Raw genomic sequence first — 14,989 nt, 5'->3', positions numbered from 1 at the left:
ACTGTCCGTCAGATTGAGGGCCTGTCGCCACGACTGTCAAGGTCGCCGCGGGACGCGGAGACGCCTGTGCGGCGATGCCGCAGCACCGCCGCACAGGCGTGTCACACCCCACAAACATGTCCCACTCGTCCTACGTGGTCCGAGGGCGGTGGCCCCGGGGCCGGGGCGACCTCATCCGTCCACGCCCCGGCCCGACCGGCCGCCCTCGCCCGGCTCACCAGAGGTTGGTGAAGCTGACGACCGCGTTGTCCTGGTCGATGGCCGTGAAGCCGGAGCCGTTGACCTGGGCGGTGTTGTTCTGGTTCGAGGCACCCGAGCCGTTCGCCTGCTGCTGCGAGGTCGATGAGTTGCCGTTGTTGTCGTGGCCGACACCGCTGCCGACGATGTTCGCCACGCCGGCGTTCGATCCGTTGTCCGCGATGGCGCCGTTGTCGGCCGTCGCGACGCCGGTGAACAGGGCGGCGGCGAGCGGGAGAGCCGAGACGGCGGCGAGAACGCGGGCGGTACGGATGCTTGCCATGTGCATTTCCTCCAGGGCCTTTCACACAAGTACGGGTTGCGCCAGGGCAGTTGGCCGACCGCCTCGGTGCGGGTCTTTCGGGTCTTCGACGTCGCGAATCAAGAGTTGCCCACCGAATCCCCGGCGAACCACCCCGGAAGCTCCCATTCCCCCTGAAGCGTGATGACAAGTCGATAAACCCCCTTGGATCAAGGAACTCCCAGTTCAGACGGGATGGCGGCGAGAAGCGACCGCAAGATCAAGGGAGACAAGGGGTGAAGCGTTCCGGCACATTTCCGGCCAACCCGCGAACAGGTCCGCGACGGCCGAAAGCGCACCCCGAACCCCCTTCCCTTTATCGAACACTCGTACGAACATGGAGGCATGGCCACCACGGACCGGCAGGCCAGCACCCTGGCCCTGGCACACGCGCTCTCCGCCGCCGAACGCGGACTGGCGGTGATCCCCCTGTCCCGCACCAAGCTCCCGGCCCTACGCTCCCCTCACCGCCCCGCCGCTCCCGCCTCCCCGACCTCCGCCACACCGGCCCCCACCCCTGCCCGGCCCCCGTGCCATGGGGAGTGCGGGCGCTTCGGTCACGGGGTGTACGACGCCTCCACCGACCCCCGACGCATCCGCGAGCTCTTCGCCGCGGCCCCGTGGGCCACCGGCTACGGCATCGCCTGCGGTGTCGGCCCCCATCACCTGATCGGGGTCGACCTCGACACGAAGTCCGGTACGGACTCCTCGGCGGCCCTGCGCGAGCTGGCCCTGCGCCACCTCTTCACGATCCCCGAGACGGTCGTCGTGCTGACCCCCAGCGGCGGCCGCCACATCTGGCTCACCGGCCCGCCCGACGTGGCCGTCCCCAACTCGGCCGGCCGTCTCGCCCCCGGCATCGACATCCGCGGTGCCGGCGGCTACCTCGTCGGCCCCGGCTCCCGCACCGAGCACGGCGCCTACGCCGCGGCCCCCGGCACGTCCCACCTCCTCCCGGCTCCCTGCCCACCGGCCCTGCTCCACCTCCTGCTGCCGCCCCCGCGCACGGGCGCCGCCCGGACGACCGGCCGTCAGGGCGACGGTCATGGCCTCGTCCACTTCGTCCTGACCGCGCAGGAGGGGCAACGCAACACCCGCCTCTTCTGGGCGGCTTGTCGCGCCTACGAGAACGGCCTCGGCGCCGAACTCGCGGGCGCCCTGATCGAGGCGGCCGTCCGCACGGGCCTCACGGAACGCGAGGCGAGGTCGACGATCGCGTCGGCGGAGCGGATGTCGAGAGGCGGCCGGTGATCGGACCGATGACGGGACGTGATGGGACCTGTGATGGGAGCGGAGACGGGTGCGGGGAGGGGTGCGGGCGTTTCGGGAGGCCGGTGGTTGGAAGAACTGAGGTGCTGAAGGTGCCGTGGTCCGGCGTGGTCCGTCGGGGCACGGCCCGCGCGACGAACGACCGCTCCGGAGGCACGATTTGGACTTCTTGGACTCCGACAGGGAACACCGCCAGGAAATGCTCGCCGAGGTCCATCGGGAACGGGACCGCCTGCTCCCCCTCCGCGCGGAGGCGACGGAGGCGACGATCGAACTGATGCGCACGAGCACGGGCCAGGTCTCGGAACCCGATCTCGTGCCCTACCTGAACCTCATGTATCTCCTGACGGTCAAGCGAGCCTACGGCGACGACCAACTCCTGGCCTTCGCACTCTCCTTGGCGAACTGGGCGGTCGTCGCCATCGACGAGGTGGCGAAGTACACGGGCCGCACCGCGGAACAGGTCATCGACCAGTACGAAACAGAAATCATCGCGGCCCGCGAATCGACCCCACCGGAAGAGCCCGACCCCGACACCGACCCCGACGCCGACCCCGACACGGCCTGATCGGCCTCGCCCGGTGGTCCGGGGCCCGCCGGACGGGCCTCAGTAGAGGACCTCAGTAGAGGATGACCCGCCAGCGCTCGACCCACCGCAGCCGCCCACTGCTCGCGTCGCGCACCGCGACTCGCTCGTCGCCCACCTGCCAGACTGTGCCGTAGAGCGTCCTGTCGTCGAGGTCCACCCTGACACTGTCGTACACCTCCAGGTCCTCCTCGACCGGACGGGACCACGAGTGCCCACATCGCGCGCAGGCGTAGCCGACGACATCGCGCCCGGCGACAGAGACAAGGCTGCCCGGACGAACGTGCTCAACCAGGCACCGGGGGCACGGGTCGGCGGTGTGGGCGCCTACTGATCGGGACATCACACGATCCTGCGGTACAGCCAGTACTCACCACAAACCGGCAACCATCCGCGATCGCCACCGCACGTCACGCCTTTCACCGCAGCCTCCCGCCGACGTGCTCGGACCACCATCCGCGATCGGCTTTCCAGTCCTGGAACCAGGCCACGAAGTCGGCCTCCGGCTCGCCGCTCAGGACGCCGCACCACAAGCGCACCAGAACAAGCGGGGAACAGCAGGGAACCACGGAGAAAGCAGCCCAACCCGACGACGCCACGATTCGACCGTGCACCAAAGCCAACACACGTACCAGCCCCCACGTGATCGCAGCTTCCCAAGCTGAGGGCTTCCGAGGTGCAGCGGGGAGTGGTGGTAGAGGAAGCGCGGGCTCGGCGTCTGAGCTCCTAGGGGCAGGTCCGAGAGAACACCCGCTTCACTGGCTGAATCTTTCGACAAGGGCTTGCTGCTCTGCGCTGCGGATGAACAGACGCCTCCAACGCACGTGGTCGAATGCAGGCTTGGCTTTGTTCACGAGAAGCGACAGCAGATATTCACCATTTCCGGAGGCGGTCACGAAGACTGCAGCGTTCGAATTGTTCACGAGCTGCGGCAGCGCCATTGCCGATCCTCAGTGGCGGTAAACGGCTGTCGCGATCTTGATGAAGGACCGGATCAACGGGTTGGTGTCTCCTTCGTTACACACCGCCACCACTCGGCTCGGTGCCATGTCGATCAGCGGCACCACGGTGAACTCCGCGGGCAGGTCGTGTCCGAGCGGGGCCAGGCCGACCGTGCCGTTCCACAGCACAGCCTGCAGGCATTCCTGGACGGCGCGCACCACTGGTCCCTCCCGCGGCCTGCCACCGTTCCAGTACGACTGCCAGATGGGGTCTGTGCCCTGCGGGAACTGGAACCACCGGCGGTCGCGCAGCTCGGCCAGCCGCAGCTCATCGCGGCGGGCCAGCGGATCGTCGGCGCGCAGGACCACGCCGACCGGATCGGTCCGCAGCGCACGCACCGTCAGGGCGGTCTCGTCGAACGGTGCCCGGGTGAGGGCGACGTCGACCAGTCCAGCGCGCAGTCCGCACGTCGGGTCAGTCAGATCGGTGTCGCGGATGCGGATGTCGACTCCGGGGTGGTTTCGGCGGTAGGCCGCGGCCAGCCTGGCCACTCCCGGGTCGGTGCCGTCGCCCAAGATGCCGACGGTGAGAGTCGCGACGCCGGCTGCTGCGCTCACACGTACCCGGACGCGGTCGGCGTGGTCGAGTAGGGCTCGCGCCTCGTCGAGCAGCACCGCGCCCACTGGAGTGAGCGTGACGCCGGTGGTCGAGCGAGCGAAGAGAAGGGCCCCGACCTCGGCTTCCAACTGCTTGATCGCCCGGCTCAGCGGCGGCTGACTCATATGCAGTCGGGTGGCGGCCCGGCCGAAGTGGAGTTCCTCGGCGACCGCCACGAAGTAGCGCAAGGTCCGTAGCTCCACGCTGCAACGATACCCATGAGGTATCGGCTCTGCTGAATGGGTCTTGGACACCGGCGAGGTCCCGGCGGTGCACTCGTGACCATGACCGAAATAGCGAAGACCAGCGAGCCGCAGGCCGACCCCGCCGTATCGGTGGTGGGTCCCCACGACGGCGAGACGATCGTTCTGGGCGCCACGCGCATGCGCGTTCTGGAGGACGGCAGCCACACCGGGCACCGCCTCGCGATCGCCGAGTCCGTCCTCGCCCCACACACGCAGGGCCCGCCGCAGCACCGCCATGGCCAACACGACGAGGGCTTCTATGTCCTCTCCGGCACCGTGCGGTTCACCGTCGGGGACGAGGACTACGACGCCGCCGCGGGGACGCTCGTCATGGTTCCGCCCGGCACCCCGCACACCTTCGCCAACCTGACCGACCAACCCGCCGTCATGCTCAGCACATTCACACCCGACCTGTATGTGCAGTACTTCCGAGACCTTCATGACGTGCTCGCGTCCGGACAGCCGCTGACGCCACAGGCCAACATCGACACAATGAGCCGCTACGCGACACAGCCCGCGACCGACCTCGCCTGAAGTCGGCGGGACGGAACGGCCCGGCCGCCCTCCTTTCGGCCTCTGGGGCCGTGGCCGCTCCCGCCTTTCGCGTCCGAACCCCTCGGACGACGGACCGGCCGTCTCCAGGGGCTTCCCTGGCACTCGACGCAATCGACAGGACCCCGCGAACCGGGGCCCCGTGAACGGAAACCATGAACATCGCCTACTGGATCGTCGCGGGACTGCTCGCGCTCTTCTACTTCTACGCAGGCACGCTGAAGGTGATCCGCAGCCGCGATCAACTCCGACCGATGATGGCTTGGGTCGACCGTATTCCCCTGCCCGCCCTCAGAGCGCTGGGGGCGGTCGAAATACTCGGCGCGGCCGGTCTGGTCCTGCCACCGCTGACCGGTACCGCTCCTTGGCTGGCGTCGGCCGCAGCCATCGGCTTCGTACTCCTGCAGACCGGTGCGATCGCCGTTCACCTGACCGGAGAAGACCGCCGGATCACACTCAATGTCGCACTCACCGCCACCGCGGCCGTGACCGTCTGGTTGACCACCGGGCTGTGACCGTGGCTCAGTCCTCGACCGGCGGAGGCCACTGCTCGGCCAGCCGCCGCACGGCCGCTGTCACTTCTCATGAACATCGAACACGCCGCCGTCCACGCGCTGCGCGGTGAGGCGTACATCTGCCATCTGCTGTCGAAACTCGAGCTCTGGTCCACTTCGTGTGGTTGTGCACGCAGGGGGACTGGTGGTCTTCGTCCGATGGCAGTTGAGGTCGCCCGAAAATCGCCCGGCTGGATGGTGGTGTGGTCGAGTTTGTCGGTTTCTGCTGGAATGCTGGCTCCGTCCGCGAGAGCGATACCAGGAGCCGTGCATGGGAACGTGGGGAACAGGCCCATTCGACAGCGACCTCGCTGCCGACTTCGTCGATGAACTCGAGGGACTGACTTCCCAGAAGGTCATCGAAGTGCTCGAGCGAGCATTCCAGCGAGTCACGGATTCCGCAGCACGCGTGGACGGCGGCGACGGCACCCAAGCAGTGGCCGCCGCAGCTCTCGTTGCCAGCACAATCCCGGACAGCGGGATTGTGATCGACCCTGATGACGGACCGAGAGAACCTCTGCCGCAGCTTCCGTTGGCTCTCCGCACGTCAGCCGTGCTCGCTCTGCGGTGTGTACTCCAAGACGGATCGGAACTGCTGACCGGCTGGGTGGACAGCGCCGACGCGGCTCAGTGGCGCCACGAAGTCCTACGGATCACAGAGGCCCTGGGACCGATCGGTCACGAACCGTAACCGCGCCACAAGAATTGGACCAGAGCCGCAACTCGTGAACAAAGCCACAGGCTCCTCCCACCACGGCTCGGCCATGCACACCAGCCAGTTCCAGTGCAGGAGGATTCCTTGCTGAGCCGCTCGGCGTTCACAGATCGCTCGGCTTCCGTACCGAGGTGAGGGAGCGACAGGGCTTGGATTTAAGCACTCAGATCGGGACGACCTCAGTCAGCATGTTGGACACGCTTGCTGCGGCCCGATTCTCGTCGGACCCTGGCGGCTGAGTATCTAGCACCTGACGGAGTCTCGGCCCGAGGAAACACTCAAGTGCCTCCACGTCCGAGCTCGAAAGTTCATCGGACCACCGCAGCATCCGATCCACGAAGTCCCCGCCTCTTTCACCTGCCACAGCCAAGACGTGCGCTGCCTCTACCCAACCGGGAGGGAGCGACCTCCACTAAGAGCAACTACTGAGGATTAATGCGTGATGTCGTCAGGGCTGATGGCGAGGCCGGTGCCGATGAGGCAGCCGATGATGATGGTGGGCCGGTACTGGATCTGACGTAGGCCCCGGCGGACTGCGTTGACCAGGTGCGTGTAGTCGGCGAAGGCGACGTTGGCCAGGCTGGTGCGCCGCAGGCTGGACCAGATCCCCTCCACGGGGTTGAGGTCCGGTGCGTAGGCCGGCAACTGGAACACCGTGAGCCAGTCCCGGGCCGTGGTCCAGGCGCGCATCGCGCGACTGAGGTGCAGGCCGACGTTGTCCCAGACCAGCACGATCGGTCCGCCGAGCTGAGTGTGGGCGGCGGCGAGCAGGTCCCGTAAGTCCTTCCAGGAGAAGCCCTTGCGGCCGTCGGCCCGCCGGTCACCGGTGTGCCGGAAGACCAACCGCGCCCGCTCGCCAGGCTTGTAGCAGCACAGAGCGGCCACCGACAGGTGGCGTCTGCTGCCGCCGTTGACCCGGATCACCGGGGTGACGCCTTGGCGGGACCAGGTGCGGGCGGTGTGCGGCGTCATCGAGAACCCGGCCTCGTCGGCGAAGACGGTCCAGGCGCCGAGCGCCGCCGCGGTGGTTCCACGGCCGGCCAGGTCTCCTTCACCCACGTCGCGACCGCCTCGTCGTCGCGCTGCACCGCCCTGCGAGCCGGGACCTGGGGCGACCAGCCGTGCCGGTGCAGCAACAGGCACACCCCGGGCCCGGTGTAGCTCTTGTGGAACATCCGCCCGATCAGTGTCCGGATCCGCGCGAGCGTCCAGCGCTCGTCAGGCCAGCCGTGCGCCACCGCCCCCAGCGCCAGCGCCGCCTCCAGCTTCACGAACAACTCGTCGCTGAGCTTGGGCAGGGACGCCGACCCCTTCGAGACCAGGCCCGCCTCACCCCGCTCGGCCCACTCGCGCCGCCAGCGCTGCACCGAGCGCACATGCACCCGCAGCACCTTCGCCACCTCGGCGTTGTCGCTACCGGCCGCGAACATCTCGCCCGCGTCCAGACGGATCCGCTCGCGAAAGGCCCTCCGCTCGGCAGTCAGCCCGCCACCCTGCGCGTACCTCATGACCGTGGTGTACCGCGACGATCACGACCTGTCAGCACCCCACGACATCACGCATTACAAGTCAGTAGTGCCGTTCCCCTTGCGTGCCCGGTCGACCGGGAACCCACGGGGACCAGCGGGAGCCCTCGAACACCGGCCAAGCGAAGGCCCCCGACCGACGTAGCTGGTCAGGGGCCTTTCATCTGCGGTGGGTGTGGGATTTGAACCCACGGTGACTTGCGCCACGACGGTTTTCAAGACCGTTCCCTTAGGCCGCTCGGGCAACCCACCCGCGCCCCGCCCACCAGGGCCGGAGCGGGTACAGCGTACCGGCTCGCCGGCGGCCTCTGTCTGCCTCCCCGGTCAGCTGTCGCCCTCGCGCTCGCCCAAGGTGACGTCCGCCGTGCGGGTCTTGCCGTCGCGGGTGTACGTGAGGGTGACCTTGTCGCCGGGGAGGTGGGTCCAGATCTCGCCGATGAGGGTGGGGCCGCTGTCGATGACGTGGTCGTCGAGCTTGGTGATGACGTCACCGGGCTCCAGGCCGGCCTTGTCGGCGGGGCCGCCCGGGGTGATGGAGTCCGACCCGCCCTGACCCGAGTTCGTGATCTTCGCTCCGCCCGTGCCCTCCTCCAGGGAGACCGAGGCACCGATCACCGGGTACACCGGCTTGCCCGTCCTGATCAGCTGCTGGGCCACGTTCTTGGCCTGGTTGATCGGGATGGCGAAGCCGAGGCCGATGGAGCCCGCCTGGCCGGAGCCGAAGCTGCCGTTGCTGGCGGACTGGATCGCCGAGTTGATGCCGATGACGTTGCCCCGCGCGTCGAGGAGCGGGCCGCCGGAGTTGCCCGGGTTGATCGACGCGTCGGTCTGCAGGGCGCTCATGTAGGAGGCCTTGCTGCCGGAGGAGCCGTCGCTGGAGGCCACCGGGCGGTTCTTGGCGCTGATGATGCCGGTCGTGACCGTGTTGGAGAGCCCGAAGGGCGCGCCGATCGCGATCGTCGAGTCGCCCACCGCGACCTTGTCGGAGTCGCCGAGCGTCAGCGGCTGCAGGTTCGAGGGGGCGTTCTTCAGCTTGATGACCGCCACGTCGTAGCCCTGCGCGTGCCCGACGACCTCGGCGGCGTACTTCTTGCCGTTCGGGAAGGTGGCCGACACCTTGCCGCCGTCGACGGCCTCCGCCACCACGTGGTTGTTGGTGACGATGTGGCCTTCCTTGTCGAACACGAACCCGGTGCCCGTGCCGCCCTCGCCGTCGTTGCCGGAGGCCTCGATGGTGACCGTGCTCGGCAGCGCGGCGGAGGCCACGGCGGCGACCGTACCGGCCGCGCGCTTGACGTCACCGCCGTTCTGGGAGGCGGAGACGGTCGTGGAGCCGGTGGAGTTGTCGTTGCGGTCGGCCAGCGTGTAGCCGAGGCCGCCGCCGACACCGCCCGCGACCAGCGCGGCCACGAGGATCGCGGCGATCAGACCGCCGCGCTTGTTGCCGGCCGGCTTGGGGGCCGGCTGCTGCGTCTGCTGCCAGGAGGAGCCCCAGCCGCCGTCGCCCGGACCGCCGTGACCGCCCGCGCCACCGGCGCCACCCGCACCTGCGGCCGCGCCCGCGTTGCCGTACGCACCGGCGGCGGCGCCGTTGTCCGCGTACGACGGGACGGCGGGCGGCGGCGGGGGCGGCCAGGAGGCGTCGGGCGCCGAGGACCCGCCGGGTCCGGCCGGGCCGACCGGACCGCCGGGTGCCTGTGCGTAGCCGCCGCCACCGGGCGCCTGACCGTAGCCACCGCCGGGCACCTGGCCGTGGCTCGCCGCGTATCCGGGTGCCCCCGTGGACACCAGCTCGGGCTGCGGCTGCTGCGTCGTCGGCGGGACGGGCGGGAGCTGCTCCGTCGGCGGGACCGGCGGGAGCTGCGTCGTCGGCGCGTTGTCGGCGGCGGTTCCGGCCGAGGGGGCCGGGGCGGTGGGCTCCGCCGGTGCCTCGCTCGGCTCGTGCGTCGGGGCCGGCGCGGAGGCAGCGGGAGAATCCACCGGCACGGGAGGTGCGGACGGGGCCGGGGGTACCGCGGTGCCCTCGTTCTCGGTGCTCACAGCTTTTCTCCTCGGTCCACGGCTTCACCTGGTAGGCGGTCGACTGTTCTTGATCGCTTGCTCTTGCGTCGCGTGCTCTCGCGTCGCGTGTTCTTGGTCGCACAGAGGGCTGTGCGTGAGTTTTGTCTGCGGTCAGCTTTTCCCACGAGCCGTCAGGGCACCATAAGCGGTGTCTGTGGGTCCGGGATCATCCTTTATATAGGATCTATCGGACTAACGGCGCGTACTGTGCGTACAAGCCCGGTCGTCCACGGTCACCTCCCCCACGCGTACCCCGTCGCGGTGGCACCATGACGCGGTGACCCACGCACGACAGCTCCCGATTCAGGTCGTCGCTCACCGGGGTGCCTCCGAGGCGGCCCCCGAGCACACCCTGGCCGCGTACAAGAAGGCGATCGAGGACGGCGCGGACGCCCTCGAGTGCGATGTCCGGCTGACGGCGGACGGCCATCTCGTCTGTGTCCACGACCGACGCGTCAACCGTACGTCGAACGGCCGCGGCGCGGTCTCCGCCCTGGAGCTCGCCGATCTGGCCGCCCTGGACTTCGGCTCCTGGAAGACGGGCGACGAGGCGCCCGACTGGGAGGTCACCCCCGAGGACCGCGCGGACACCTCCGTCCTCACCCTCGAACGGCTGCTCGAACTCGTGGCCGATGCCGGGCGCCGGGTGGAGCTGGCGATCGAGACCAAGCACCCCACCCGCTGGGCCGGCCAGGTCGAGGAACGGCTGCTGGTCCTGCTGAAGCGGTTCGGCCTGGACGCCCCCGAGTCCGCCGCCGACTCGGCGGTGAGGATCATGAGCTTCTCGGCCCGCTCGCTGCACCGCGTCCGGGCCGCGTCCCCGACCCTGCCCACGGTTTATCTGACGCAGTTCGTCTCGCCCCGGCTGCGCGACGGCCGACTGCCCGCCGGTGTCCGGATCGCGGGCCCCTCGATCAGGATCGTGCGCAACCACCCCACGTACATCGAGCGCCTGAAGAGCGCCGGGCACCAGGTGCACGTGTGGACCGTGAACGAACCCCAGGACGTCGACCTCTGCGTCGGGTTGGGTGTCGACGCCATCATCACCAACCGCCCGCACGCGGTTCTGCACCAACTCGGCCGCTGAGCGCACGCGTTCCCACAACTCCGAACACACGGTTCCCGACAACTCCGCACACGCGCCTCGGCGACAGCTCCGAACACGCCTCGGTTCACATCTGCGACGACCCCGTCCACCCCCGGCGGCGCCCCCGCGGGGCGCTTGACGGAGGTAAGAATTCCGCCAACACGACCAATCGGCGGGCAGGGACAAGTCGGCATATCAGGGACGGAATTCAGCCATCCGGCTACGGGGTGTGCACCGGCGCGTTCGTTCCGTATTCGAGCGTAAGGAGTGCGTCAGAGCACGTGGTTTGGCCGGTTTCCAGTCCAGTCCAATGGGGCATTCACACCGTGGCGTGGGGCGAAGGAGGTCTCGGGGGTGGCGTTGGTGGTGGCACAGGAGGTGCCCACGTCGTCGAGCATGGCCGTACCCCATGGCCCTGCGGGCGTGGGGGAAGCAAGGCACCGGATGCGTGATGAGTTGCGCACGGGCGGTGTGGCGGAATCGGTCATCGACGATGCCCTACTGATCCTTTCCGAACTGCTCAGCAATGCCTGCAAACACGGCAGACCGCTAGGTGACGCGCTGGCCGGCGACGGCGACGTGCGCTGCGCCTGGCGGATGGATCCCACGGGGCGGCTCACGGTCGAGGTGACGGACGGCGGTGGTCCGACCCGCCCTGCTCCGTCCACGCCCTCGGTCACCGCACACGGCGGCCGCGGGCTGAACATCGTCACGGCACTGGCGGACGACTGGGGCGTACGGGACGACGCGCGCGGCGAGGTCACGGTGTGGGTCGTCGTCCAGGACGACGTCTACCGGGCCCACCGCCGGGACGACTTCGCCTCCCGCGTCGTCGCCCCCTCGGTCTCCGCCCTCCCCGACCTGGACTTCGCGGACGCGTTCGACGACCTGGACTGACAGACCTGGTCTGTCTGTCCGGACTGACAGACCTGGACCGGCAGTCCGGACAGACCCGGACCGGCAGGCCGAACTGACAGAGGCAGACCGGCAGACCGGACACATCCGGCCACGGCACCGGTGCACATCCCGGCCCGAACCACCGGTTCCGGGACGACTCGGTGCGTTGTCCACAGGGTCCCGTCGGTCGTCGTACGAGCGGCTAGGCTCGCGCGAGTACGAGACGAGCCGTGATCGGGAGACACCCACGATGGCCAAGAAGCGACCCCACACGAAGGCCAAGCGCCCGCAGGGCACCGGCGGAGTCGGCGCCGCAGGCGCCGATGGGCAGGTTCCGGTTGTCGGCGCGCGCGAGCAATGCCCCTGCGGCAGCGGCCGCCGCTACAAGGCCTGCCACGGCCGGGCCGCCGCCCAGGCCGTGACCGAGCTGGTGCAGCGCCCCTTCGAGGGCCTGCCCGGCGAGGGCGACTGGATCGCGCTGCGCGAGCTGGTGCCCGCCGCCACCGTCGAGCTGAAGCTCAAGGACGCGCTCCCCGAGGGGGTCCCGTCGGTGACGCTCGCCACCGTGCTGCCCATGGCGTGGCCCGCGCTACGCCGCGACGACGGCTCGGTCCTGCTCGGCCTGCAGAACGACACGGCCTCCGGTGACATCAGCCGCGACCTCGCCGACACCCTGCAGCGCGCGCTGGTCGCCGAGCCGGGCACTCCGGTTCAGGGGCGGCGCGCCCCGGCCGACGGCCCGCGGCTGCAGGACCTGCTCGACCCCGAAGGTGAGTTCGAGCCAGTTGTGCACACCGGCTTCGAGTTCTGGGTCCCGGACACGGAGAACGCCACGCCGGAGGTGACCGCCTCCCTGGAGCGCGCCAACTCCGCGGCGATCCCCACGGTGAAGCTCGCGGGCGTCGACGCGGCCTACTGGTGCGAGACCCCGGAGAAGAACCACCTGCGCTGGGTCATGCCGCACGCCGAGGAGCGGCTTCTGGACGCGCTGGCCCGGCTGCACGCGGCGGGGCGTTCGAGTCTCGGCGAGGGCACCCGTCTGGTGGGCTCCTTCCGTGCTCACGGCCTCACCGTGCCGGTCTGGGACCTCCCCAGCGGGGTCGGCGCGGACGACATCGAGAAGCCGGCGGCCGAGTTCGCCGAGCGGCTCGCCGGCGCCCTGGCCGACGAGTCCCCGCTCACGCCGGAGGAGCGCCGAGCACGCGGTGGTCTCACCAACCGACAGGTCACGCTGAGCTGACGTTCGCTCCCGCGCCGAAGGGGGCGTCGGGCGACCGAGTGCGTTCGAAGTGTGGTGACTCCTGTCACAACTCCCCTACGTGACAGGCAAATTCGTGTCCGAATAGCCGAGATCGAATTTGCGAAGCGCCGATCTCTTGTTACGGTTCCATTAGCCCGGTTGCTGGTGCATCCCCCGTCGCCAGCAACCGGGTCTTTTCATGCCCGGGTTCCGCGGCGGCTCCACTGGACGGAAACCCCTCGCGCGTCAACGCCCTTACGAGCGGCCTGAGTTGCTCCCTGAGCGCAGCAACAGCGGCCCCTCGCCCTCCGGTGCGGCGAACTCCGCGACGGCCGTGTACGCCCCCGTTCCGCCCCGCGTGCGCTCCCTCGGTGTCTCGCACACCCCCGGCTCGTCGTGCGCGCCCACGGTGCAGTGGATCCGTACGGTGTGCCCGCCGGGCGCCATCATGCTGAGGACCGAGCTGAGTTCACGTCCGGTGGCGTTGCGGTAGTACGTGCGCGCCCAGGTCCGGTCGCCCTGGGTGAGGACGCACGTCTGGGCCTCGATGCCGTCGGGGGACGTGAGGTCGGGGCCGCAGCGCGCGGCGGTGGCGAGTCCGAGGCCGAGCAGCTGCGAGGAACCCCCCGCCTGGTCCGACGCGTCGGCGTCGTCCGCGGCCCTCGTGTCGGGCCCGTCGGCGCCGCCCGCCTTCTGATCGGCGCGGTCGGCGGACTTCTCGACGTCACCGCCGGATTCGTCCGCGCCGCCGACGCCACCGCCACCGCCATCGCCGCTGTCGCCACCGGTGCCGAGGCCGGCGGCGGCACCGACGCGCCCGGCGGCACGGTCGAGTTCCGTGGCACGGTCGAGTTCGGCGCTGAGAGCCCGTTCGGGGGTGGAGGCACGCTCGGACGCGGGGACGTCGCCGAGCGGGCCGGCGGAGGCGACGAGGGGGAGACCGAGGGCGACCGCGACCGCGGCGGTCAGTCCCGCGAGGCGCAGGCGGCGCGGATCCGGCCCGCCGCGCGCCGACGCGGGTGCTCTACGGCTCCGGGGTGGGGGAGCGCTGTGACGGCCGCGCGACGGGGCCCCGTGGCCCCCGGGAAGACGCTGCATGTGCGGAAGATAACGACCGACCGGGGGCGCCCGGCCCCGCGCGCGCCGGGCGGGCTCAGAACTCGGGCGCGCTCACACCCGTACGAGTGAGGGCGTCGACGACCGCGTCCACGACCGCCTCGACGTCGGGCACCCAGGGCGCGGCCGAACCGGGCAGCGGCGCGCGCTCCCAGCGGATCAGACCGTGACCGGTCTCGGAGGGGGGCAGGGCGAGATAGCCGCCCTGGCTGTGGAACCGCAGCGAGCCGGGGACGAAGTCCTTGGCGTAGAGCAGCTCGCCCAACTGTTCCATGGAGTACGGCGCGACGAGGATCGCCCAGCGGTGCGGGGCCGCGACCACGGGGCCGAGGCGCATGCCGGTGCGGTCGAGGGCGGCGAGGGCGCGCGAGGCGGCCAGGGCCGGCAGGCTCACCGCGCAGGGGGCGGTGCCTCCGGTGGCCAGCACGATCGGCGCGGTGGGCCGGTTGGTCCACCACCAGCGGACCATGCGCTCGTCGGTGGTGGCGGCCAGCAGGCCGGGGTCGAAGGGGTGAGCGCCGGGCACCACGCACTCCGGGTCCGGGCAGCCGCAGCGGGCACGCCCCTGCGGGTCCGGCGCCACCCCCGGGAGTACGGGCCACTGCCATTCCGTCGCGAACGTCAGGGCCTGCTCAAGAAGCTCGGGCCTCCCGCCGTTGCGCTTGGACAGGAGCCTGCGTCGCTTTCCGGGGATCTCGCGCATGAGCGCTCGTCCTTTCCGTTGCACGCATGGCAACACCGTGGGTCACATCACAACATGTGTCGTTCACTGCACTGTGCGTACCTGCTGGCGCATCACACCCCTGTCGCGGACAAGGGGAACCCCTGCGGGCCGAGCTCGGTTACGTCCGCGTCCATCGCTTGCGTCGACTTGCGTCTGTCAAAAGCATGGGCATGGCGTAGGGGTGGCGGCGCCTGGCGTTTTGCTGTCCCGCATGTGCTCGCCGCCTCCGCCACGGGAGGATGGGGCTCGGTCGTCGGTGGATAGGACGCCCGGGTCCGTC

At 70.0% G+C, this 14,989-nt stretch carries 16 protein-coding genes and 1 tRNA gene; 8 read left to right on the top strand and 9 right to left on the bottom strand.

Translation table 11 applies throughout. From position 1 onward, the window contains the following. Window positions 1-214: 214 nt before the first annotated feature. Window positions 215-520: a hypothetical protein gene (locus ACZ9QC_RS21650; RefSeq protein WP_215456812.1), complete on the bottom strand. Its 306-nt coding sequence runs from the start codon at window positions 518-520 to the stop codon at window positions 215-217. Between the two features lie 363 nt (window positions 521-883). On the opposite strand from ACZ9QC_RS21650, the gene ACZ9QC_RS21645 reads away from it, so the two are divergent. Together ACZ9QC_RS21645 and ACZ9QC_RS21640 are read left to right on the top strand one after the other, a co-directional pair. Beyond that, window positions 884-1,789 (top strand): bifunctional DNA primase/polymerase, encoded by a 906-nt coding sequence (locus ACZ9QC_RS21645; RefSeq protein WP_472914648.1) that lies wholly within the window; start codon window positions 884-886, stop codon window positions 1,787-1,789. Window positions 1,790-1,976: 187 nt separating this feature from the next. Continuing rightward, window positions 1,977-2,375 carry a hypothetical protein gene (locus ACZ9QC_RS21640; RefSeq protein WP_472914647.1) on the top strand — a complete coding sequence of 133 codons (399 nt, stop codon included), beginning with the start codon at window positions 1,977-1,979 and terminating at the stop codon, window positions 2,373-2,375. 52 nt (window positions 2,376-2,427) lie between these two features. Here the strand turns inward: ACZ9QC_RS21640 and ACZ9QC_RS21635 are convergent, their stop codons facing one another. The 3 genes from ACZ9QC_RS21635 to ACZ9QC_RS21625 all read right to left on the bottom strand — a co-directional run bounded on the left by ACZ9QC_RS21635 (window position 2,428) and on the right by ACZ9QC_RS21625 (window position 4,195). Continuing rightward, window positions 2,428-2,571: a hypothetical protein gene (locus tag ACZ9QC_RS21635; RefSeq protein WP_472914646.1), complete on the bottom strand. Its 144-nt coding sequence runs from the start codon at window positions 2,569-2,571 to the stop codon at window positions 2,428-2,430. Window positions 2,572-3,148: 577 nt separating this feature from the next. Continuing rightward, window positions 3,149-3,334: a hypothetical protein gene (locus ACZ9QC_RS21630; RefSeq protein WP_472914645.1), complete on the bottom strand. Its 186-nt coding sequence runs from the start codon at window positions 3,332-3,334 to the stop codon at window positions 3,149-3,151. A gap of 9 nt (window positions 3,335-3,343) precedes the next feature. Then, the gene (locus ACZ9QC_RS21625; RefSeq protein WP_472914644.1) at window positions 3,344-4,195 is read right to left on the bottom strand and encodes a LysR family transcriptional regulator; all 852 of its coding nucleotides are present in this window, start codon (window positions 4,193-4,195) and stop codon (window positions 3,344-3,346) included. An 81-nt stretch (window positions 4,196-4,276) separates the two neighbouring features. On the opposite strand from ACZ9QC_RS21625, the gene ACZ9QC_RS21620 reads away from it, so the two are divergent. The 3 genes from ACZ9QC_RS21620 (at window position 4,277) to ACZ9QC_RS21610 (ending at window position 6,034) form a co-directional block, all read left to right on the top strand. Next, window positions 4,277-4,771 carry a cupin domain-containing protein gene (locus ACZ9QC_RS21620; RefSeq protein ID WP_472914643.1) on the top strand — a complete coding sequence of 165 codons (495 nt, stop codon included), beginning with the start codon at window positions 4,277-4,279 and terminating at the stop codon, window positions 4,769-4,771. Window positions 4,772-4,944: 173 nt separating this feature from the next. Next, window positions 4,945-5,304 (top strand): DoxX family protein, encoded by a 360-nt coding sequence (locus tag ACZ9QC_RS21615; RefSeq protein ID WP_472914642.1) that lies wholly within the window; start codon window positions 4,945-4,947, stop codon window positions 5,302-5,304. A 310-nt stretch (window positions 5,305-5,614) separates the two neighbouring features. Then, on the top strand, window positions 5,615-6,034 hold the full coding sequence (locus ACZ9QC_RS21610) for a DUF4259 domain-containing protein (RefSeq protein ID WP_472914641.1): 420 nt from the start codon (window positions 5,615-5,617) through the stop codon (window positions 6,032-6,034). 456 nt (window positions 6,035-6,490) lie between these two features. Here ACZ9QC_RS21610 and ACZ9QC_RS21605 read toward each other — a convergent pair. From ACZ9QC_RS21605 to ACZ9QC_RS21595, 3 genes are all read right to left on the bottom strand, one after another. After that, window positions 6,491-7,566, bottom strand: a protein-coding gene (locus tag ACZ9QC_RS21605; protein ID WP_472914640.1) for an IS630 family transposase whose coding sequence is annotated in 2 segments (ribosomal slippage) — window positions 6,491-7,113 and window positions 7,113-7,566 — 1,077 coding nt in all. Because the reading frame shifts where the segments join, the coding sequence is not laid out codon by codon here. Between the two features lie 185 nt (window positions 7,567-7,751). Further along, a tRNA-Ser gene (locus ACZ9QC_RS21600) sits at window positions 7,752-7,836 on the bottom strand. A 72-nt stretch (window positions 7,837-7,908) separates the two neighbouring features. Beyond that, window positions 7,909-9,624 carry a S1C family serine protease gene (locus ACZ9QC_RS21595; protein WP_472914639.1) on the bottom strand — a complete coding sequence of 572 codons (1,716 nt, stop codon included), beginning with the start codon at window positions 9,622-9,624 and terminating at the stop codon, window positions 7,909-7,911. Window positions 9,625-9,922: 298 nt separating this feature from the next. On the opposite strand from ACZ9QC_RS21595, the gene ACZ9QC_RS21590 reads away from it, so the two are divergent. The 3 genes from ACZ9QC_RS21590 to ACZ9QC_RS21580 all read left to right on the top strand — a co-directional run bounded on the left by ACZ9QC_RS21590 (window position 9,923) and on the right by ACZ9QC_RS21580 (window position 12,869). Further along, window positions 9,923-10,732 (top strand): glycerophosphodiester phosphodiesterase, encoded by an 810-nt coding sequence (locus tag ACZ9QC_RS21590; protein ID WP_472914638.1) that lies wholly within the window; start codon window positions 9,923-9,925, stop codon window positions 10,730-10,732. Window positions 10,733-10,999: 267 nt separating this feature from the next. Next, a complete protein-coding gene (locus ACZ9QC_RS21585) occupies window positions 11,000-11,629 on the top strand; it encodes an ATP-binding protein (RefSeq protein ID WP_472914637.1) in 630 nt (209 codons plus the stop codon). 250 nt (window positions 11,630-11,879) lie between these two features. Beyond that, window positions 11,880-12,869 carry a DUF5926 family protein gene (locus ACZ9QC_RS21580; protein ID WP_319243812.1) on the top strand — a complete coding sequence of 330 codons (990 nt, stop codon included), beginning with the start codon at window positions 11,880-11,882 and terminating at the stop codon, window positions 12,867-12,869. A 255-nt stretch (window positions 12,870-13,124) separates the two neighbouring features. Here the strand turns inward: ACZ9QC_RS21580 and ACZ9QC_RS21575 are convergent, their stop codons facing one another. Both ACZ9QC_RS21575 and ACZ9QC_RS21570 read right to left on the bottom strand, forming a co-directional pair. Beyond that, window positions 13,125-13,967, bottom strand: coding sequence for a hypothetical protein (locus ACZ9QC_RS21575; protein WP_472914636.1), 843 nt, complete (start codon window positions 13,965-13,967; stop codon window positions 13,125-13,127). A 55-nt stretch (window positions 13,968-14,022) separates the two neighbouring features. Next, on the bottom strand, window positions 14,023-14,688 hold the full coding sequence (locus ACZ9QC_RS21570; RefSeq protein WP_472914635.1) for a bifunctional DNA primase/polymerase: 666 nt from the start codon (window positions 14,686-14,688) through the stop codon (window positions 14,023-14,025). Window positions 14,689-14,989 lie beyond the last annotated feature (301 nt).

Source organism: Streptomyces sp. HUAS MS02 (genome assembly GCF_055702265.1).
The sequence above is the reverse complement of the archived record's forward strand: the minus strand, read 5'-3'. Positions and strand labels throughout refer to the sequence as shown.

What these genes read in the sequence shown, in the direction of transcription:
- ACZ9QC_RS21650 (WP_215456812.1), bottom strand. Translation starts at nt 520, where the DNA reads ATGGCAAGCATCCGTACCGCCCGCGTTCTCGCCGCCGTCTCGGCTCTC.
- ACZ9QC_RS21645 (WP_472914648.1), top strand. Translation starts at nt 884, where the DNA reads ATGGCCACCACGGACCGGCAGGCCAGCACCCTGGCCCTGGCACACGCG.
- ACZ9QC_RS21630 (WP_472914645.1), bottom strand. Translation starts at nt 3,334, where the DNA reads ATGGCGCTGCCGCAGCTCGTGAACAATTCGAACGCTGCAGTCTTCGTG.
- ACZ9QC_RS21620 (WP_472914643.1), top strand. Translation starts at nt 4,277, where the DNA reads ATGACCGAAATAGCGAAGACCAGCGAGCCGCAGGCCGACCCCGCCGTA.
- ACZ9QC_RS21615 (WP_472914642.1), top strand. Translation starts at nt 4,945, where the DNA reads ATGAACATCGCCTACTGGATCGTCGCGGGACTGCTCGCGCTCTTCTAC.
- ACZ9QC_RS21610 (WP_472914641.1), top strand. Translation starts at nt 5,615, where the DNA reads ATGGGAACGTGGGGAACAGGCCCATTCGACAGCGACCTCGCTGCCGAC.
- ACZ9QC_RS21580 (WP_319243812.1), top strand. Translation starts at nt 11,880, where the DNA reads ATGGCCAAGAAGCGACCCCACACGAAGGCCAAGCGCCCGCAGGGCACC.
- ACZ9QC_RS21575 (WP_472914636.1), bottom strand. Translation starts at nt 13,967, where the DNA reads ATGCAGCGTCTTCCCGGGGGCCACGGGGCCCCGTCGCGCGGCCGTCAC.
- ACZ9QC_RS21570 (WP_472914635.1), bottom strand. Translation starts at nt 14,688, where the DNA reads ATGCGCGAGATCCCCGGAAAGCGACGCAGGCTCCTGTCCAAGCGCAAC.